The organism is Novipirellula herctigrandis, from assembly GCA_007859835.1.
Lineage (GTDB): Bacteria > Planctomycetota > Planctomycetia > Pirellulales > Pirellulaceae > Novipirellula_A > Novipirellula_A herctigrandis.
Genome location: SJPJ01000001.1, coordinates 4,268,513 through 4,289,242, shown reverse-complemented (window position 1 = coordinate 4,289,242; position 20,730 = coordinate 4,268,513). Strand labels below are relative to the sequence as shown.

Below are 20,730 nucleotides of genomic sequence, written 5' to 3'. Positions count from 1 at the left end.
ACCATGAATCGAATAAGACTATTTCACGCTCGACGACTGCCTGCTTTCACCTTGGTGGAATTATTGGTGGCAATGACCATCACCTTGGTGCTAATGGCAGCTCTGGGACGTTCGTTTGCGTTCATCGGCCGCAACATGAAAGAGGGCCGAAGCAAAGTCAGCCTGAGCAGTAAACTACGAGGCATTAGTTTCCGTTTACGGTCTGATCTGAGTGCTCGTACCGTAGACGCGAAACCACCGATTTCGTCGCAATCGGGAAAAGGATACTTTGTCTATTACGAAGGTCCTTTGACGGAAAGCACGTTTGGAACATACGCTGACGAGCCCGTTCGAATTGGAACCGATGGAACCGTATACCGAGCATCGGACACCACCGACACAGACACCGATGGAACAACCGATTACTACGACCAAGACATTGAAAAGGGCCCGACATACAAACGTCATTCGCGGATCGGGGACTTTGATGACTATGTTGCATTTACAGCCGAAGCACCTGGTGATGATTGGTTTACCGGAAAGGTGCCTGCCTATTTGGTAGACGACTCCGCAGCCGATCCGATGGAACCTCGGATCATTCGATCCAAATACGCAGAAATTATCATGTGGGCCTCACCGCAGTGGGATGTGGATGCGGCGACCAACACGCTTCAGTATGAGGCTCATCCAAGCGCGATGCCAAAGTACCAGGATCAAGATATGGACGGTGTTCCTGACCGCATCAAACTTCATCAGCGAGTGCTGCTGATCCGCCCTGATCTGAATGTGCGCAGGACGCTTCCCTATGCAGCACCATTAGTTCGAGTGGAAGCAAATGTTCTACGCCCACTGAATAACAGTACGAATCCCGATGCGGTCCCTACTGCACTTCAACGGCTCTATCCGATTGGCATTAATAATGGTGCCGCGGCGACTCCGCCAACTCCGATGTTCTCGAATTACGTTGATGGGACGACGGCCACTGACAATACACAATTCTTCAATAGCAATTGGCTAGTGGGAATGACGCCGCTTCACCATTTCTTTGACCTTTCCTTGCGCCGGGTCGTGCATCCAGTGACCGGGGAACCAACGCCATACGTTGCAGCAAATTCGCTAGAGGACCTCGTACAGCCACACAACCGATTTGCACACGTACGGTATCCGGGCAGACATTTCGGACGTGGAACCACAGGATCCGACTATGCAACTTCGATGCCCCTATTGGCGTTAGGAACCAACAACACCGTCTTGAACGCAGCTAGCCCCTGGGTTCCTAATGGTCACCATCCGAACTTAACAACGGTGAATGCTCTTGGGGCACCCGCGACGCGATCTGGGTTGTTCAATGGATGGCTACTGCCTCAATTTGAACTTGGAGATGCAAATCCGCCTGCTACCGCTGGCACGACCGATCATTGGCAACGCGGTTACTTGGTTGCAAACGACCCAAGATGGGATCGATCGGGTGAAGATGTCATCGCTGCCAATTTGTTGGCTTTTGACATCAAGGGTTTTGATCAAACCGCGCCGATTTTTCTAACCAGCGGGCTCGATGGCGCGCCGGGACGAGAAGGCGTTAATGATGATGGAGTTCCCACATCAGGTGCCGATGCAATCGATCAAACGGCTATTTACGGTGGCCAATACGTTTCAGAATTAGGGGCCGTTGGAAGTGATGATGAATTGGTTCATATGGGCGATGAAGGCATCTACAACATTATAAGAGACGGAGTTTTCAGCCCTGACGTTGCGGGCACAGGAGGCTTTCACCAGCATATGTTAGCTTCACGCGGTGACTTCGTAGATCTCTACTACCCCTATCTCGCAGGCGGTCCGCTACGTGATTTGATGCAATACACAGCCTCAACGAAAACCCCTGCGATTACAGCACCGGCGACGCCTCAACCTCGCGTTGCGTTTAATTACACCAACTTCCTCGTCTCCCAATTTTCCGGTTACCCAATCCCCGTCGCCACCCTTAACGATATCAAACGCAGTGGCAAATTGGTGCATTCGTCAGGTACTGGTGATATCGCTTTTTTCCAACCGACATACGACACATGGACTGACGGTTATGAAACCGATGGATTCGATCAAACACATCGCACGAGCGGTGCTGTGACTGGAGGCCAGATGGTTGGAACAACCTGGGTACTCAATGATGCGGTCAGTACCGTCGCGGGGCGCAACGCTCGCCTGCCAACGCCGGCGGCCACGCCTCTACCATTTTCAGTGGACACAGGGAATGTGATTCCAACCGATCCTGAGACTTCCGCTCCGATTAATGCGCCGCTACCCGCGATAAGTATCACGATCCGTATGGGTGATCCAGCATCGAATCAGATGACCCAGTTTACAGTGATTGAAAGCCTCGATTGATGCGACGCTTGTCATTGCTCATCGGCGTTCTAATGATTGGCCCCGTTGTCATCCGTGCGCGGTCGATGATGGATGCCTCATCGCATCGATCCGCAGTCAAGACTGCTTCCTCGCCGAAAGAAAACGGCCTTCCGCAAACACCTTCACGCCACTTCGATCCCGATGCGGAGGTGATTTTATTTGCGGGGGCCGATGGCTTGCCGGGACGGGCCGAAATCGATGATGATTTTAATGGCATCGTCGATGATCCATCCGAACTCGGAGCCTTTCGCAGCGATGATGTTTGCCTGACACCAAACGATCCGACCTATTTATCGGTGCGAAGCGGTCAGGCGTCTTGGAAAGTAATTAGCCGCGGCAGTTCCGTGATCAGTAGAAAGTCCTCTGTAGACCCTCTCGAACTACTCCAAAAGCGTTCAAGCCATTAGCCGGTGATCGAGCGAAGCGAACACCACTGGAATACGGAACACAGCTTCTGGTTCGACCGCGAAGGGTATCGAGATACGCTATTGCCGCTATCGGACCGTAACTGCGTTATCGCGACCTACGGCTAATGGCTGACATCCCTTTGGGATTAAAACGGAGAACCGAATACGGACCGCCATCTTCGCGGCGATCTGCGGTTCGGCGGCTGAAAAGTATGCGGCTGAAATAAACACGGTCACCATCGTCATTGGGTGATCGGCACGTTTTCTTGCCAATGGTTTGCCCCGAACAGGGATTGCCCCTGTCCGAAAGTCTCGCCAACTTCTGTTATCGAATTATTTCCCTGGACCGATTCGGTAGAGATAACTGTCACTGCGCAGAAGCACCGCTCCGCCAGGCAGTGGGACGGGCGCGGCGTTGAAGACGGAGTCGTCGCCTTGGAGTTTGGTATGCGCGAGCAATTCAAACTTGGGGGTTGCCGCGACCACAAAGATCCCGTTTTTGCGGCTGACGTAATACAACCGACCATCGGCCAATAATGGCGACGCGTAAATCAAATCACTTTTTGGATCAAGTCGTTCTTCGTATTTGATTTCGCCCGTCGCAGCGTCGGCACAGTACAAGATACCGCCCTTTTCCTTGGCCCAATAGAGATTTCCTTCGTGGTAAACGGGCGAGCAAACATTGGATCCTTTGGCAACATCCCAAATCCGATGCGAATCGGTCACGTCACCGCTTCCGCCGCTACGAATCGCAATCATGCGACTACGACGACCACCACCCGCGTAGAGTACGCCGTCCTGAACCGTGATGTGGGGACAAATATAGTCATCGATACCATCGCAATTCCAAAGTGGCTTGCCCGTATTGGGATCGAATGCCAGGATCTTGCCCTTGATCGATACGGCTAACTCATCGTTGCCACCGAGTCCTTGATAGATCACGGGTGTGTTCCACGCTTGGGCCATCCCTTGTTGTCGCCACACCTGGCTACCATCGGACTTCTTCAACGCAATCAAATCGCCACTTTCGACACTGGCGTTCACGATCACCATCTCTTGGTACAAGACAGGTGAATTTCCTGCACCAAACGAGTGCGTTTTCGAGCCCACATTGACTCGCCAACGCTCGTTTCCTTGGTGGTCAAACGCGATCACCCCCGTGGCACCAAAGAAGACATAGATGCCGGTATCGTCGACCGCAGGCGTACTCGATGCGTATCCATGAACACCGACTCCCCATGTGTTGAAGTCGTTCTTGTCTGATTTTGCCGGAACCGATTTCTGCCAAACGATTTTGCCGTTTTGGGGATCGATACAGAGCAGATGTCGCACCAAGTCACTGGCGTTTCCAGGATTCCCCGGATCGATTCCATAACCCGTGTAAGCGGTCAAATAAATACGATCTTCGAACACTACCGGACTGGATGCGCCACGGCCCGGCAGGGGCGTTTTCCAGTTAACACCATTCGAATCCCAAACTTCGGCAATGTTTGTTTCAGCTGTCCGCCCGTAATCCGATCCAAGATATTGGGTCCACTGTTCGGCTGGCAAAGAGCGATCTCCCAAAAGAACAAAAACACCTAGGCTGAGGATCTGCAGTCTACTTTTGGGCATGTTGGTCTCTATAAAAAATGGGTAAAGACGAAAGTCACCACTGATACGAAGTGACGGAACACATGCAGTTCCGCAATGCTACCGCGCTGCCGCGGGACTCGCCATGGCTTACGGACCTCGCGTATGGGAATGCATTTGATCAATTTGGGTATTGTAACTCGGCGGTCTGAACGGAGAAATCACGATGTAGACCGCCATGCCAAAATTCATTGCCCAAGTCATTTTGAAATACAGATTTGCTCGGAGTGCGGTGCGAGGCAACTAGGAATCCCCATCTTCACGAACTATGATTTGCGTTATCCATTGGGACCGGTTCGTTGGGACGAGTGCTCCATCCAGATTTAGTTGTGGAGTAGCGGAACTCGTCAAGAGTTTTGGACGGCCCCGTAATTACCGAAAGTCTTGACGACTTCCGCTACGGCCGGATCCCAAAGTTGAAGGTTGACCAAGCACTAGGTCTGTTTTTCTTTTTGAGCGAATACGATGTCGTTGCTTGTCGACAAATCGATTGTCATCATCGGTGGAACCACGGGACTTGGACTATCCGCGGCGAAAACATTTGTCGATGAAGGTGCGAGTGTGGTGATTGTGGGACGTGATGGTGCGAATGCGGCGGCGGCAACCGAAGCGATCGGTGGCAAAGCTGTTTCATTCGTGGGCGACGCAATCGAGTCGGACACCGCGCCTTCCGCCATCGGATTGTCGCTATCGAAGTTCGGGCGTTTCGACGGGCTGTATCATGTCGCCGGTGGCAGCGGTCGCTCCATGGGAGATGGTCCACTGCATGAAATTACCGACGAAGGTTGGCAGTATACGGTCGATCTGAATTTGACGAGTCTATTCAAATCGAACCGTGCAGCGGTCGTGCAATTTTTGAAACAAGGCAGCGGCGGCAGCATCTTGAACATGGGTTCGGTGCTGGGACATCGCCCGTCACCAAAATATTTTGCCAGCCACACTTACGCAGCCACCAAATCAGCGATTAACGGATTCACGCGATCGATCGCTGCTTACTATGCCAAAGACAACATTCGAATCAATGTCTTAGCGCCGGCACTTGTGGAAACGCCAATGTCTCAGCGAGCATCGCAGGACGACACGATTCAAAGTTTCATTGCCACAAAGCAGCCGCTCGACGGTGGTCGAAACGGCAAAGCGTCGGACCTCGACGCAGCGGCAGTTTACTTCATGAGCGATGGTTCTCGGTTCACGACCGGCCAACAACTCAACGTTGATGGAGGATGGTCGGTGAGCGAAGGCCAGTGGGGCAGGCTGCAGTAAACCACCCACCGTTTCTTGACAAAAATCTCACCGTCCCAACTACCAAATGCGGACGCGTTCTTCCGGCTCTAGATACAGCGGGTCGTTCGGTTTGATGTTAAAGGCTTCGTACCACGCGTCCATATTTCGCACGATGCCATTGACGCGGTATTCGCTCGGGCTGTGCGGGTCGGTGATCAATCGCTTTAGCAGCTCTTGATTGCGATAGAGCCGACGCCAAATTTGCGACCACCCCAGAAAGAACCGCTGGTCACCGGTCAATCCATCGATCACGTCCGCTTCTTTGCCATCGAGTGACAATTGGTAGGCCTCGTACGCGACGCTCAGTCCGCCAAGGTCACCGATGTTTTCGCCGAGAGTCAAATCACCGTTGACAAAGTTTCCTTCGACCGGCTCGAAGGTGCTGTATTGATCCGAAAGGATCTTGGCGCGGCGTTCGAATTCTTCGCGATCCGAGGGCGTCCACCAGGAACGCAGATTTCCACGCCCGTCATACTTGCTCCCTTTGTCGTCAAAACCGTGGCTTAGCTCGTGGCCGATCACGGCACCGATCGAACCGTAATTGACCGCATCGTCGGCAGCCATATTGAAAAACGGCGGTTGCAAGATCGCTGCCGGAAACACGATCTCGTTCATGGTCGGGTTGTAGTAGGCATTGATTGTCTGGGGCGTCATGTGCCATTCGTTTCGATCAATCGGACCGCCGAGTTTGTCGAGTGCCCGTTGGTCTTCAAAATTCGCAGCCGCAATCAAATTGGATGCTAAATTGTCGGACTGAATACTCAGCTTGGAGTAATCCTTCCATTCGTCGGGGTAGCCAATTTTGGTCGTAAACAGGGTCAACTTCTCAAGAGCTTGCTTCTTTGTCCCTGCGCTCATCCAGTCACGTGATTCGATTCGTTTTGCGAACGCACGCTTCAAATTTTCCACTAATTCGGTCATCCGATTCTTGGCCGCTGGCTTGAAATGACGCTCGACATAGACTTGCCCAACCAATTCGCCGAGCACACTGCTAGTCGTGTTGACGGCTCGTTTCCAAAGCGGTTCTTGTTCGCTTATACCGCTCACGGCAGTACCGTGAAAATCGAAGCTTCGTTGTTCTAAATCTTTGGTTAGCGAGGACGCGTAGCGATCTATCAAATGGAATCGCAAATAGGTTTTCCATGCATCGATATCCGTTGATGCAAACAACTTGGCAAATGCGTCGAGATAAGTTGGCTGGCGAATGACGAGCTCGTCTTGTTGGATCAGGCCAGCGGTTTGTGCGTAGGCTTGCCAATCGAAGGCGTCAAGCTTTGAGCCAAGAGCCTCGCTCGAAATCGCGTTGTAGGTCTTTTCAGGATCGCGGTTTTCGGTCTTACTCCACTGGGCCTCGGCGATTTGACGTTCAATCTCGTAAACGGATTCGATTTCCTCGTCGCTAATCGGGCCGCCGTTGGGTTCGAGCTTGGCAAGCATGTCGCCGATGTAGCCTTTGAGTTGTTTACGAAGTTCGATGTAACGAGGCTGGTCTTCGATGTAGTAGTCGCGATCGGGCAACGTCAAGCCGGTTTGAGTGATGTAAACGGTGTATTGGTCGCTGTCTTTTGCATCCACATCAATGTAAGCAGCGATAGGACCATGGACCCCATTCCGCCCAAGTTCGCCAAGAACTTTTGCGAGGTCTTGTTTAGATTCGATCGCATTGATTTTTTTAATCAGTCCGTTGATGGGCGTGATACCGGCAGCGTTTCGAGAATCTGTATTCATGACGCTACGGTACAGGTCACCGACTTTCTGTGCTGCCGATCCTGGGTCGTTCTGCTGCTTGGCCACTTCCTCAATCAGCTCACGCACTTGCTCGCGAGTTTCATCGTTCAGAATCGTGAAAATTCCGTAGTCCGATTTGTCAGCGGGAATTTTGGTCGTGCTAAGCCATTTATTATTGGCGTATTCGTAGAAATTCTCGCCGGGATCGATCGTGTCACCAAACAGCGACTTATCAATCCCCGAGACTTTTGTGGTTGTCCCTTCTTGGCCGTCCGCTGGCTTCGAAACAAGAGAGAGGAGGACAAACGCGGTCGAAATGGATAAAAAATTGACGGCAAAACGTGGCATGCGTCGCTGGCTCCGGCATCATTGAGAGAGGAGAAATTTGTGTTTGTCGATTGTAGGCCAGAAAGCAAAGGGGAACGAGTGGTGCCTACCGAATCACACCGAAAGAGGCGAGGCAAAAGAAGTGAGGCACTGCCGGCAAAAGGTGCATCATACCGATCAGCCGAAACGCGTTTACGTCCCATGTCCCTCACAAAACGTGCTTGGACCATAGGCTAACGCTTGTCGGCTGATTCGCAGCATTTTGCCGTAACGGATAAGCAACGTACTTACCCGCAAACAGGCTAGTTGGGCAGCATCGCTCAGGTGAAGAAATGCTGCAATTCACAACAATTTCAAACTCAAAAGCGGCATGGCCTTCGCGGTTGGTTCTACCTGCGATTCCACTATCACTTGCTCTTGCGCAAGCAGAAACCTGCGTTTTTTTTCAAAATGCAGGCCTGCTCGTTGACGCTCCGAATGGGCAAATGCTAGACGTTTGGTTCCGACAACTTAACTTGTCTGGAAAATCTCGGGCGCCCTATATTGCCGATGGATTTCGTTGCACTTTTGGGGTGGCAAACGAAGGCCACGGGCTAGTTCACCGAGGTATTGCGCCTCTTTGTTTTCATCAAGGTCCATTGCCAATAGCGAGACCGAATAGACTTGCTCTTCGAGGCCTAGCGGGACCGACCAAGCCAACTCTCGGACGTCGATTGGCTTGGCAAATTCGGCTCGCAAGAAAGCAACCTCATCCTGCGAAACTTGGCCGAATTGCTTCAAGATATTGTCTTGTTCGGCTTGATCAATTTGACCATCGGATTTCGCGGCGCTAATCATCGCTCGCACCAAGACCTCCGATTGAGCGTTCATTGGTGCATCCGCCGCGGGGGCTTGGCGACTGCGTTCGGGCAGTTGTGCTTTGGGCATCGATGGAGCCGAAGGTGCGGATCGCGATTGGGTTCGAGTTTGATGGCGTTCGTTGGAAACCCCGAGAATATCTTCAAGCGATTTTGCCGCACCATCAATCGTGTTAGGGCGTTGCATTCGTGATGAAGTACGTGATTTAGGAGGCGCCGGAGCAGGCCGTTTGCCCCCGCCGAGCATATCCTTGAGGATTTGGGCACCCGCGCCGCCTTTTTTTGATTTTTGGCCAAGCAAAGCGCCTAGTACGTCCATTGCATCCATCGTAAAGAACCTTCCGTTAAGAAAAATGTAGTGAAAAGGGAGTGACTGTTTGCAGATCCGAATCCCAACCAACGCTAGTGACCACGCGACCACCACCAGCGATTTTCATCGCCTGTTAAGGCCCTTTCGGATCGCTTGAAGCTGAGTTTTGATGCACGAAGGAATCAAAATCGTGAAGCTCCATCGAGACTGCTGCCTCGTCCTGGTTGGCCGCAACGGCAATCGCTGCGATAAAAGAGTCACGCGGATAACAGGAAAAAAACCGCCAATTCAAATTACTTTCTAGCTCTGGGCTGAGCATTCGAATTGTTGGTGAAGTGGAGTCGATATTCTCAAACGCGAAATTCGCGAGCGGAGTGTGCAGTCCCGTTCCAATTGCCTTGATAAATGCTTCCTTCAGCGTCCAGACTTTTAGGAAGGCGTGGTGGCGGCACGTCTCGTTGCTAAACGAGAAGACATATTCAACCTCCGGAGCCGAAAAGTACCGGGCGGCCAATTCCGTATCGGTTCGGCGGTCGAGTCGTTCGACGTCGACCCCCAATTGCAGGTGGTGCTGGGGGGCAATGCCGCACAGCACAAGTCCGTCCGTATGAGCGATATTGAACGGCTGGGCTGCCTCGGGAGGAGCCTGAACGATTGGCTTGCCGTGCTGCAAGCAGGAAAATTCGATCGCGTCGGGCGTGACCTTCGCCGATTGGGTGGCATGACAGAGTAAATGCCTGGCCATTCCCCGACCAACGATGTGTTGATTGCGACTCGTCGGCACTCGGAACCGAGCGGCTCGATCAAGCTCGATTTTGCTTAGCCCTTGTTGGCAAAACGATTCGACACGTCCGGGGGCAGACGAGGAGCTCGACGCGTGCCAAACTCGTACGGTCCCGTTGGTTTTGTGTGGTGAATGGTCGGCAAACAAAGCGGTTATTTCGTTAGATTCGGAAGAAACAGACAATACGACAAAGAGAGACGATGCGTTAATGCTGGGGCAAACCCAATTGATTCAATTGATAGCCGGAATCGAGGGGTGGAATGCCGATTCTTTCAAGAAGGGGAAAGCGTCGGCCATTGCCGCCGACTCCTATTGTTGCCGAAAACCTTCGCTCGTGCCTACTTTGGGGAAGCAAAAGATGCTGTTTCTAGCCGAAATGCAACAGGCTCAACTTTGGATGGTCGCCGGTTTCATCTTGTTAGGGTGGGTTTTAGCACGACGGACGATCCGGATGCGAAAACGGGTCAATACCGACGCGCGGGCCGCCAATAAAGCAATCAAGGCCATTCGCGAACACAAAGAACCATCGGTTCCACTTTGCGATGCACCGCCGGAGGTCCAGCGTTGGCAAATTGCGATGTACGAGGTTCAGCGTGAATTGACCGCCGAGTTGGACACACGCATTGCCATCGTCCAATCGCTAATGCGTCAAATGGATGCGAGGATCGAAATGTTGGGAATGGTCCCACCAACAGCCGCTTCACCGATCACAACTGAGCCGATCCCCAATGAGCTCATGAAAAGGGAACCGATCGCGGAGCCGAAGGCTGAGAAATCGAGTCGCAGACCGCATTCGGCAATTTGGAATCACATCCGGTCGATGGCCAAAGAGGGACTAACGGCCAAACAAATCAGCGAGAAGCTAAACATGCCACTTGGCGATGTGGAACTGATGCTAGGATAGTTGCCTTATCGTTTCGCGTCCTTAATGCTGCATCATCCGTGCCGCGTTACGCATCTTTCTCGGAACGGAAGGCGTCCATCGTTGGGCGGGTCTCGGCGGCTAGGAAAAACGATCCGCAAACAACCACGACTCCACCATCGGGTGTACTTGCTTTCGCTTGCTCACAAGCTTCGACGGGGTCTTCGATCACCATCGCGTGCGTTTGGTACTTGGAACTCAGCATCGCAAACAATTCCGATGGGTCGCGGCGACGCGGATTATTTTTGTACTGAGTCAAATATAACCGGTGAGCGATCGGCGCTAATTGTGCCAACATCGTTTCGGCTGCTTTATCGCGACTGGTACCGAACACGATCGTGATCGTCCGATTTTGAAATCGCGAGTTCAAAACTTCGACCAACGCGGCGATAGAGTCCTCGTTGTGCGCGGCATCGAGAATCGCCGTGATGCCTCGTTCTAAATCAAATCGCTCGACACGAGCGATCGATTGAACGTCGGCCAGTCCTGCGGAGATATTCGCTTCCGAAATCGTTTGGCCGGTCGTGCCTAACGCATCACGAAGGACATCGGTCACTGCGATTGCAACCGCGGCATTGGCCGCTTGGTGTTTCCCTTCGAGTGCTAAATGCGCCTTGGCCATTGTGGACAAAGGGGATCGATTTGCGGTGTAGACTAGCTCGCTGCCCCAATCCGGTTCGGGGCTCGATTGAATATGAAAGTCACGTTGGTATTGATAGATTGGCGATTGCCCCTCGGCTGCGTTACGGTGAACCACTTCGATCGCTTCGGGTCGGACGACGCCTGAGACGACCGGGACAACCGGCTTGAAAATCCCTGCTTTTTCCGTTGCGATTTCAGTAATCGTGTTACCAAGCACATGCTGGTGGTCGAGCCCGATACTGGTGATCGCCGTAACCGATGACGCAAAAACATTGGTGCTGTCGAGTCGCCCACCAAGCCCCACCTCTAAAACAATGGCGTCGCACGATCGAAGATGAAAGTGGAGCATTGCCATGGCCGTGGTCAGTTCGAAGAACGTCGGCGCCAACCCACGGTCCCGATCCATTGTTTCGACGACGGGGCGTATACGTTCGATAAGGGCAATGAATTCGGCCGGTTCACAGGGCACCGAATCGATCTGGAACCGTTCTTCGAGGTCATTCAAGTGAGGCGAAGTATAAAGCCCGGTTCGCAACCCAGCGGCCGTCAGGATTGACGCGACCATCGCCGCGGTGGAACCTTTTCCCTTGGTCCCCGCTATGTGGACTAGCGGTTTCGGAGGAGCATGGCCGTGTGAGTCGGCTTGGTAAAGGTAGGCTCCGATCCCAAGACGTTCGACCAATTCAGCCATCCGGCGGAGCCGAAAAGGATACCGAGAAGTCGTCACCACTCCTTCGTAGTTGATCCGATCGTATAGAAAGCTCAGTGCCTCTTGGTGGGTGAGGTTGCTTGGGGAAGATGCTTGGCTATGTTGAGCGGCCAGCAACTGGGAGGCCGTGCTCGGGCGATCGGGGGGCTTCGGATCGGATGGCAAATCGGTCAAAACGATCGCTCGCAGGCTAAACATCGGCGGAAGAAAGAGACGTTTTGTAGGCTGATCGGGTACGATTTGGCAATGCGTCTTGATGCGTCTTGTGGGGTCGAGCCAGGCTACTTACCACCTGAACCCGTCAAAAATCCCCTCCAAACTGGGGCGTAGACAAAAATCCGAACCGTTTGCTAGACCTCGCCGTAACGTAAAGACCCTGTAATTATCATCTTCGTCCCTTCTCTACAACGGAAGCGTTTGCTCGTGGATACCGATGCTACTGCGGTCGCCGAGTCAACTGACCCGACCGCCACCCCAAACCCGACGACCACCGATTCGGGTGTGGTGATTGAAACCCGAAACTTGAGCAAGATTTTCCGCGACTTTTGGGGGCGGAAAAAAGTCAGCGCTCTGAAATCGCTCGATATTGAAGTGCGTCAAGGCGAAATCTTCGGTCTGCTCGGCCCCAACGGCTCGGGTAAATCGACGACAATCAAGTTGATTCTCGGATTGCTGTTCCCCTCAAGCGGCCGCGTGCTGGTGTTTGACAAGGATGCGTCGGAAACCAGCAAGAACGAGCGAATCGGTTACTTGCCCGAAGAGTCGTATCTCTACAAATTTTTGACCGCCGAAGAAACACTCGATTTTTACGGGCGGCTATTCAACATGTCGGGTGCCGACCGGAAAAAGCGGGTCGACGAGTTGATCAAATTGGTAGGCCTCTCAGGGGCCAAGCACCGTCAACTGAAGGAATACAGTAAAGGGATGACGCGACGGGTCGGTTTGGCCCAAGCGTTGATCAACGACCCTGACTTGATTTTGCTCGACGAGCCGACCACGGGTTTGGACCCGATTGGGACTCGAGAGATGAAGGACCTGATTTTGGCTCTTCGCGACCAGGGCAAAACGGTACTTTTGTGCAGTCACCAATTGGCGGATGTCCAAGACGTTTGCGACCGAGTCGCGATTTTGCACCAGGGCGAATTGAAGGAACTCGGCCGCGTATCGGATTTGTTGAAAGTCCAAGATGTCACCGAAGTTCACGCTCGCGGGCTCAACGATGCCGCAAAGTCCGAAATTGCCGATGTGATTCGTCGCCACGGCGGCACGGTCGAATCGATCGACAACCCAACCGCAACAATGGAAGACTTGTTCTTGAACATTGTCCGCGAAAGCGAAGCGAGACCAGGCGCCAGGCGTGTTTCGGCAGACGGCCAAACGTCGGCGGACTCGTCGTCCGAAGATTCTGATTCGGCGGGCAACAGCTCGGAGGATGCTGGTTAATGACGCTGCAACCCGAAGATTTCTGGTCATTCTACGAGTGGCTCGTTCGCCCCAATGCGTTTCTTGAAAGTGCATTACTTCAAGGAATCGTCCTTTTTGTCTTAGCAATTGTGCTTGGACTCATTGCTGGTTACGTCATTTCCGCAGCCCGCTACGGACCGAGTGAAGGTTTTTATGCGGTTGCGCGAACCGTACGCGATTTGGTTCGATTTGACCTACCCGGCACTTCGATTCGTCGCGTTATCGCCCTAGCACGCTTGGCGTTCAAGGAAGCAATCCGGCGGAGAGTGTTGTTTGTTGTCGGCTTGTTCGTCGTTGGACTTCTGCTTGCCGGCTGGTACCTCAACCCGGAAAGTGATGATCCGGCGCGACTCTACATTAGCTTTGTATTGACGGCGACCAACTATTTGATTCTAGCGCTCGCTCTGTTCATCAGTGCGTTTTCGTTGCCTGCGGATATCAAGGCCAAGACGATTTATACGATCGTGACCAAGCCCGTACGACCGACCGAGATTGTGCTGGGCCGGATGCTTGGATTTGTCGCTGTTGGCTCGATGATGCTTGTTCCGATGGGATTCGCAAGTTATTTGTTTGTGACACGTGGAATTCGCCACACTCACTTGGAAGTTGCTGATGTTCATGAACTGAGCGACGGACGACTCGAAGGCAAAACCGACTATGTTCGCGGACACGAACACTCGTTTTCAATCGATCCCGATTCGGATGGACGCGGGTTGACCGATATGGTTCGCGGACACCGCCACGTGGTCACACGCGGTGAAGATGGCACGTTTACGATCGGCATCGTGACCGATGCTCTTCGTGCTCGAATTCCCTCGTACGGCGACGTTCAGTTCTACGACCGACAAGGAAATGAACAAGAAGCCGGGATCGACGTTGGCAACGAAAAAGTCAATGAAGGTTACGGTAGCGCCGGCATTTCACGATTGGTCGGCGTCTCGAAAGGGCCTCGTCGCGCAGAACACGGTTATGTTGAAGGAGGAACTCTCGGAGTCGCTGAATTTACATTTCACGATGTTAGCGAGGCTCGGTATCCCAACGGCTTGCCTTTGGACATGTCGCTTCGTGCGTATCGCTCGTTCAAAGGGGACATTGAAACGGGGATTCGTGGCTCGATCACGATGAAGCACCCTGAGCAGTCGATCCGCAGTAACCCGATCACCTTTATCGTGGACGAGTACTCGGTTGACGAGAAATTACTACCAACGGCGATTGAAGGAACCGACGGCAACGAAACTCGAATGCTCAACGTATTCGATGATTTGGTTGATAAGAACGGCGACTTAATCGTCCAAATTCGCTGTCTCGATAGTAGCCAGTATTTGGGTGTCACTAAGAGTGGCGTCTATTTACGTGCTGCTGAAAACAGTTTCGCTTGGAACTTAACCAAAGCTTACATTTCGATTTGGCTTCAAATGACGATGGTCATCGCATTTGGAGTGATGTTCAGTACTTTTTTGAGCGGTCCCGTCGCGATGGTCGCCACGTTCGTCTGCGTGCTGCTCGGCTTTTCTGCCGAACAAGTTTACGACACACGCTACTACATGGATGCTGGAATCAATCGCGGTGGCGGACCAATCGAATCGATGATCCGGCTGCTTAAACAAGACGCAATGACAACCCAGTTGGACGTCGATGCGGTAGCAGGCAAAGTCATCACAACGCTCGATTCGGGGATTGTTTACACGTTAGACGCGATCGCAACGGCACTTCCCAACTTGCCGAAAATGGTTGGAACCGCGGAATACGCCGCGAGTGGATTCGATATTTTCGGCGCCCTTTTAGGCCGGCATGCTGCCGCGACGTTGGGCTACTGCATTTTGGCATTCATTGTCAGTTACTTCTTCTTGAAATCGCGTGAGATCGCGGCATGAAAATTACAGCACTTGGTCGAAAACTCATTTACTTGGTTGTCATGTTGGCAATGCTGGTTCCGCTCTACATGCTGGGTCAACCCAGTGGTGGTTCGGGGGATTCCGGCGGACAACTTGCAGAAATGCGTGATAAGTTCAACATCGCTGAGAGTGACTTAGGCGAAATCAGCCCTGCGAGTGAAACGATGAAACTCGCTTCGCTCGGACTTCGTGGTGTCGCCGCTACGCTGCTTTGGGGCAAGGCGCACCATTTCAAGGTGCTACATGAATGGGATCGCTACAAGGCGACATTGAACCAAATTTCGTTGCTGCAACCTCACTTTGATAAAGTCTGGGAGCATCAAGCGCATAATTTGGCATACAACGTGTCGACCGAGTTTGACGATTACCGCCAACGCTACGAAATGGTCCGCGAAGGGACGGAGTTCCTCACCAAGGGCGTTCGCCAAAACCGCAATGCGCCTCGATTGATTTGGTATACCGGATGGTTCTATGGTTCCAAAATGGGAACGTCCGACGAAAAAACTCAGTTCCGCCGACTTTTCGCCGACGACGAAGTGTTGCATAAATCGTTGGTCGAACAGGGAATCAATGTCGACAGTCCTGAGGCTCGAGGGCCATTCTTTAAACCAGACAATTGGCTCGTCGGACGATTGTGGCTGAACCACGGATACGACATGGTCGATTCGGGAGTCAAAATTCGGCGCCAAACTCCACTGAACTTTTTTGAAACCGGCCCGAAGTGGCGTATCAAGCACGCCGAAGCGATCGAAGACGAAGGTGTCCTCGATGAACGCGCTAGAAACGCATGGGAGTTGGCTTCGGAAACCTGGCAACAATTCGGCGAACGCAGTGTTCCGACAACCTCGCCGTTTACGATCAAACTCGGGCAACTTGATGAGCTAGTTCGGTTAAAGGCATTGCGATTGGCGGAGTTCCGCGAATTGACCGGTGAAGAGTTACCTGGAATTGAAAACCAATGGCAACCGGACTACATGCCCTTTGCAAAGAAGGCACCCGATGCTGATCGGATGCGTGCCATTGAGTTGGCCGGCGAGCTGAAAGACATCGAAGAACGCCGCGTGAAGACAGACGGCTATCGCAAACAGATCAACTATCCTTACTGGGATATGTTGGCGCAAGCCGAGCAAGAACGGCGAACAATCAAAGCCCGCCGTTTGATCTATGAAGCTGAAAAAGCGAATGAAGCTGCGGAACTTGACAAAGCAATCGAGAAATACGAGGAAGCATTTGCGATTTGGGCCGAGATCTTCGACGACTATCCAATCTTGACGATCGATGATTCCGCCCAAGATTTGGCAAAATCGATTCGCCGTTATTCGATTGCGATCGACAGCGAAGACCTCCCCGAAGATTTCCCATTACTGGCGTTTGTGGAAATGATGGGAGAATACGGACAAGTCGATGCTGTGTTGTACGAGGAAGTTCGGAACACACAGAAAGCGAAGTTAGCCGAACGCAAGAAGGAACTCGAAGAACAAGAACGCGAACGCGAACGCGAAGCGGCTGAAGAAATGGAACGCGAACGCAAAGCAAAGGCCGACGCAGAAGCCAAGGCCGCAGCAGCCGAAACGGAAGATTCGGAAGCCGAGCAATCCGAGCAGATGGAACAAGAGGAGCAAGTGGTGGAGGAAGCTGAAACCACGTCCGACGAAGCTGCACCAACGGAGTCGGAATCCGAGCTGAACGAAACGCCTAGCGAAGAAAGCACCGAATCGGGCGAGATTCCGGAGCAGTCCTCAGCAGACGAAGCGACCGAAGAATCGACCGCAGCATAGTCGTTTATTGCCCGCCTTTCGGCTGACGGTAGCAGCCCGTCTTCAAACGCTTGGCAACGGGGGTTGCCGTGGACACGATTCACAGAAGCTCAGGTGATCGTCCGATCAACCATCAGTGCCGCGACAATTCCACCGGGAAATTTTCCACATCGTTGGGTTCGAAAAGCCTGATTTCCTCTCCAGCCCTATGGCGAAACAATGGAGTCTCGGAGCTTTGGCTTCGGACTATTCTTCGGATTGGAATGGGGGCGACAGCCCCAGAGACTTCACCATGACCCGATTGCTGTCGCTCCCATTCAGTCTTTGATGTTGGCTAAAGCGGCAGTCTTCAAGCCATTGTGTCGGTGTGTTTAGGCCGCTCGCTTCTTAGGTGGCTGATCATTATCAAGGTTTGGCATTGCCACTCGCGTGCGGCGCAGCTCGCGTATTTTTCCTGCATGATCGTGAATTTGCGACTCTAAATCACGGATGCGATTCTCCGCTTTCACATTCGCTTCGAGACTGTCTTCGAGCTCCGCAGTGGCTTCCTTCAAACGCTGGATCAATTCAGCAATTTTCGTCTGAAGCGATGCATTTTCAGGACGCAATTTTTCGAGGCTTACCAAATGAACTTGCATTTGGTGGATCGATTTCTCTTGGTCGGCTATCTGCGTTTGCATTTCCGATCGATGGCGATTGGTTTGTTCCAGTTGCTTTTGAAGGCTTGTTGTTTCGGTTTGCAATCGTTCGGTGGCAGTGCGTGATTCGATCAAGGAATGGTTCGCTTCTGCAAGGTTGGATTCGAATTGGTCCCGTGCTTCGATCACGATGCGGCGATCTTCAATGATCGACCGGATTTGCTCTTGCGATGCCTGGTTGGCTGCTTCGAGTTGTTGGCGAATTGCCGTTAGCTGTTTCAATTCAACTTCAAGCTTTTCAATCTGCTCCGATTGGCTGGTGACTTGCAACCGACGTTGTTGATTAACGGTTTTGAGTCCTTCATATTCATTGGTGACTTTTTCAATCTGCTCTTTCAGTGATACTGCTTCGGCAACCGATGGAAGCAGTCGCTCGACTTCGCCCCTCAATTCTGCCGATTGCTGCTGCAGTACGGCAATTTGTTCTCGCTGTACGCTGACCACTTCTTTCGCTTTCTCGAGTTCGTCCGACGTGGCCTCGAGCTGGTCTAATTGAGCGTGCAATTGGTCCGCGTCGGATTGTTTCAACTCGATCGAATTACGAAGCCCAGTATTTTCATCCGAGATCACTTTTATTCGCTCGGCTGACTCATCAAGTTTCGATTTCGCTTCAACAAGCTGCACTTGATATTCGGCCAAGCGATGGTTCGCGTCGGCGAGTTGTTCTGCAGTACTTTCCGCCTCTACCAACTGACCCTTTAGTGTTTCAATCTCGGCGTCTTTATGCTGAGACTCATCCCTTGATTCATCAAAGCCCGATTGGAGCGACGCCAATCGCTGCTGCATTTTCAGCAATTCGCTTTGCTTATCAGCAACGACGTCTTGCAGTGGCGACAAATCTCCGATTTGTTCTTGCAAGCAAGCAATGTCAGCGAGATTCTGTTCAACCTTTGCCTGCAGTTCGCCGTTGGTATCTTTTGCCTCACCTAGCTGTTGTTGTAAGACTGCAATTTCATCTGCTTTTTGCTGGATGGTTGTCTGAGCTTCGCTGTGGGCTTGTCTCGCTTCGCTGTGGGCTTGTTTTGCTTCGCTGTGGGCTTGTTTTGCTTCGCCAAGTTGCTCCTGCAACAAGGCACTTTCTTCGAGTCTTTCTTCGATCGTCGCCTGCAATTGGCTGTTAGTTTGTGTCGCTTCGCTGTTGGTTTGTTTCGCTTCACCAAGCAGCTCTCGCAAGGCGGTGATTTCATCGACATTTTGTTCGATCGCTGCCTGAGCCCCACTGGTGGTTTGCTTCGCTTCGCCAAGCTGTTTATGCAGGAGTGCAATTTCTTCGAGATATCGTTCGATCGTTGTTTGCAATTCGGTATTGGTTTGTTTCGCTTCGTCGAACTGTGTCCTCGTTTCTGCCAATTGCTCGCGCAATGGCAAAAGAGCTTCGACTTGTTGACCAAGTTCTCCAAGTCGACTTTGTTTTTGGGTGATGTCGTTGGACAGGCTATCGAAGCGTTGCTTTTGCTGATGGACTTGGCTAGTCGATTCGGCCAATTGTTTCTTGAGTTCAGCTAACTGAGCATCGCGGGCATGAAGGTCTTTGATTCGATCCTGCAGTTGTTCTTGAATGTTGCGGTTGGCTGCAACCGAATCGTGTTGGCTATTCTTGAGCGTCTCGATTTCAATTTCGAGCTGTTGAACAGTTGCCTCACTGGACTGAAACGCTTTGGCTTGTTTCGTTACTTCCGCTTCTCGCTGCTCGACTAACTGTGTCGCCGTTTCGTGTTTCGCTTCGACATCCGTCTTTTGCTTTAAGACTTCTTGGAGCTGGTCTTTTAGCAATTCGCTCCTTTTTCGTTCGGCCGCTAATTCCGCGTTTGCTTCATCCCCACTGCGCTGGTGGCCTTCGGATAAAGCATGAAATTTCTCGATTGCATTTTTCAATTCCTCGTTCTGATTTGCTAAGTGATCGCAATCAGACGCTTTCTTTTCGAATTCAGCTTCTCTCGTTTTGAGCTGGGTTTGAAGTTGGGCGAATTGCTGCTTGCGTTGGCGAACGACGCCGCGCGACTTCAAATACCGATCTTCGCTTTCCCGCATCTTCTTGCGTTCACTTGAGGTGTCGCGATACCAAAGCAAGTGCCCAATCAAGACACCTGCAAGGACGAAAAGCAAGATTGAAACGGCAGGAAGCCCAAATAACGCGTTCATCTTCTATTCCACAATCGGAACGGACAGGAATGGGAAATGCACTGTTTTTTGAGCCCTGGCGATTGACACTCCCTTCACAGGGTGTCTATCGCAAAACTCGTGCACACGGATTCATCTGTCTCTAGCAAGATTCGCGAGCCGATGTCGACCTCGATATTCCCCCCCTTCCCTCTCCCTAGACCAACCCCTCGTGCGGGGCGCAGGCACGCTAATCGGCGAAGGTCTGGTTGTTTGAGATTGGGAGTGCAATTTCCAGGTTTGAGTCTAGAATCGTCGCAGGATGGGTAGGTTTGGTGATCTAGGAGGGGCCCTGTGGTGTCAGAAACTGTCGAAAAACGCCGCTCCCGGTTCTCGCCTAAAGTATTGGATCAGATGCAGGAGCTCGGGCGGATGATCAGCGCCGAGACCTATGGAGAGAACGGCCCGCCGATCGAGCTGACTTGGAACGAAATCGAAGAGCGCGGGCACGAGATCGGCAAGCTCACCGCCACCGAATTCGACCAGACCGAGCAGCGACCACAAGCCAAAAGGTTCGACGAGGCTCGCGCGTGTCCCCAGTGCGGTAAGCGGTGCAGCGTGAGCGTGAAACATCGCGATCTTGAGGTTCGCGACGGCCCCGCGGGTTTCTCCGAAGCCGAGTTCCACTGCGTTTCTTGCGAGCGTCTAGTCACCATGGGCGGTGTCTGTGCATCGTTCAAGGTGGCCGCCCAGATGATTGAATTGCTCACTGACTTGACGTGGCCGAAGTGATCGGGATGCTGCAAGCAGAGCAAGCAGAGCAAGCAGAGCA

Annotated in this window: 14 protein-coding genes; 8 read left to right on the top strand and 6 right to left on the bottom strand. The window is 52.4% G+C overall.

Going from position 1 to position 20,730, the window contains the following annotated elements; translation table 11 throughout:
- The first annotated feature begins 3 nt into the window (after nucleotides 1–3).
- Both CA13_RS15980 and CA13_RS15975 read left to right on the top strand, forming a co-directional pair.
- Complete coding sequence (locus CA13_RS15980) at nucleotides 4–2,361, top strand: PulJ/GspJ family protein (protein ID WP_146398255.1); 2,358 nt, start codon at nucleotides 4–6, stop codon at nucleotides 2,359–2,361.
- A complete protein-coding gene (locus tag CA13_RS15975; protein ID WP_146398253.1) occupies nucleotides 2,361–2,789 on the top strand; it encodes a hypothetical protein in 429 nt (142 codons plus the stop codon). Before CA13_RS15980 ends, CA13_RS15975 begins: the two co-directional genes overlap by 1 nt.
- A gap of 333 nt (nucleotides 2,790–3,122) precedes the next feature.
- Here the strand turns inward: CA13_RS15975 and CA13_RS15970 are convergent, their stop codons facing one another.
- Nucleotides 3,123–4,403 carry an outer membrane protein assembly factor BamB family protein gene (locus CA13_RS15970; protein ID WP_146398251.1) on the bottom strand — a complete coding sequence of 427 codons (1,281 nt, stop codon included), beginning with the start codon at nucleotides 4,401–4,403 and terminating at the stop codon, nucleotides 3,123–3,125.
- 483 nt (nucleotides 4,404–4,886) lie between these two features.
- Here CA13_RS15970 and CA13_RS15965 point away from each other — a divergent pair, with 483 nt between their 5' ends.
- Entirely contained in the window at nucleotides 4,887–5,684 is a 798-nt protein-coding gene (locus CA13_RS15965; RefSeq protein ID WP_146398249.1) for an SDR family NAD(P)-dependent oxidoreductase, read from the top strand.
- 39 nt (nucleotides 5,685–5,723) lie between these two features.
- Here CA13_RS15965 and CA13_RS15960 read toward each other — a convergent pair whose 3' ends face one another.
- From CA13_RS15960 to CA13_RS15950, 3 genes are all read right to left on the bottom strand, one after another.
- On the bottom strand, nucleotides 5,724–7,781 hold the full coding sequence (locus CA13_RS15960; protein WP_146398247.1) for a M13 family metallopeptidase: 2,058 nt from the start codon (nucleotides 7,779–7,781) through the stop codon (nucleotides 5,724–5,726).
- A gap of 489 nt (nucleotides 7,782–8,270) precedes the next feature.
- Nucleotides 8,271–8,945 carry a tellurite resistance TerB family protein gene (locus CA13_RS15955; RefSeq protein WP_146398245.1) on the bottom strand — a complete coding sequence of 225 codons (675 nt, stop codon included), beginning with the start codon at nucleotides 8,943–8,945 and terminating at the stop codon, nucleotides 8,271–8,273.
- Nucleotides 8,946–9,060: 115 nt separating this feature from the next.
- Nucleotides 9,061–9,672, bottom strand: a complete 612-nt coding sequence (locus tag CA13_RS15950; RefSeq protein ID WP_146398243.1) for a 4'-phosphopantetheinyl transferase family protein — start codon at nucleotides 9,670–9,672, stop codon at nucleotides 9,061–9,063.
- A gap of 70 nt (nucleotides 9,673–9,742) precedes the next feature.
- Here CA13_RS15950 and CA13_RS35255 point away from each other — a divergent pair, with 70 nt between their 5' ends.
- A complete protein-coding gene (locus CA13_RS35255) occupies nucleotides 9,743–10,615 on the top strand; it encodes a hypothetical protein (protein ID WP_419194431.1) in 873 nt (290 codons plus the stop codon).
- A gap of 46 nt (nucleotides 10,616–10,661) precedes the next feature.
- On the opposite strand, the gene CA13_RS15940 is transcribed toward CA13_RS35255, so the two are convergent.
- Nucleotides 10,662–12,182 carry a bifunctional folylpolyglutamate synthase/dihydrofolate synthase gene (locus CA13_RS15940; RefSeq protein WP_146398241.1) on the bottom strand — a complete coding sequence of 507 codons (1,521 nt, stop codon included), beginning with the start codon at nucleotides 12,180–12,182 and terminating at the stop codon, nucleotides 10,662–10,664.
- A gap of 225 nt (nucleotides 12,183–12,407) precedes the next feature.
- On the opposite strand from CA13_RS15940, the gene CA13_RS15935 reads away from it, so the two are divergent.
- From CA13_RS15935 to CA13_RS15925, 3 genes are read left to right on the top strand one after another with little or no spacing between them, the layout of a single operon-like run.
- A complete protein-coding gene (locus CA13_RS15935) occupies nucleotides 12,408–13,427 on the top strand; it encodes an ABC transporter ATP-binding protein (RefSeq protein ID WP_146398239.1) in 1,020 nt (339 codons plus the stop codon).
- The gene (locus CA13_RS15930; protein WP_146398237.1) at nucleotides 13,427–15,322 is read left to right on the top strand and encodes an ABC transporter permease; all 1,896 of its coding nucleotides are present in this window, start codon (nucleotides 13,427–13,429) and stop codon (nucleotides 15,320–15,322) included. The genes CA13_RS15935 and CA13_RS15930 overlap by 1 nt, the downstream gene beginning before the upstream one ends.
- Nucleotides 15,319–17,121, top strand: a complete 1,803-nt coding sequence (locus CA13_RS15925; RefSeq protein WP_146398235.1) for an IRE (iron responsive element) — start codon at nucleotides 15,319–15,321, stop codon at nucleotides 17,119–17,121. The genes CA13_RS15930 and CA13_RS15925 overlap by 4 nt, the downstream gene beginning before the upstream one ends.
- Nucleotides 17,122–17,471: 350 nt before the next feature.
- Here CA13_RS15925 and CA13_RS15920 read toward each other — a convergent pair whose 3' ends face one another.
- The gene (locus CA13_RS15920; protein ID WP_146398234.1) at nucleotides 17,472–19,940 is read right to left on the bottom strand and encodes a coiled-coil domain-containing protein; all 2,469 of its coding nucleotides are present in this window, start codon (nucleotides 19,938–19,940) and stop codon (nucleotides 17,472–17,474) included.
- 315 nt (nucleotides 19,941–20,255) lie between these two features.
- On the opposite strand from CA13_RS15920, the gene CA13_RS15915 reads away from it, so the two are divergent.
- On the top strand, nucleotides 20,256–20,690 hold the full coding sequence (locus CA13_RS15915) for a hypothetical protein (protein WP_146398232.1): 435 nt from the start codon (nucleotides 20,256–20,258) through the stop codon (nucleotides 20,688–20,690).
- Nucleotides 20,691–20,730 lie beyond the last annotated feature (40 nt).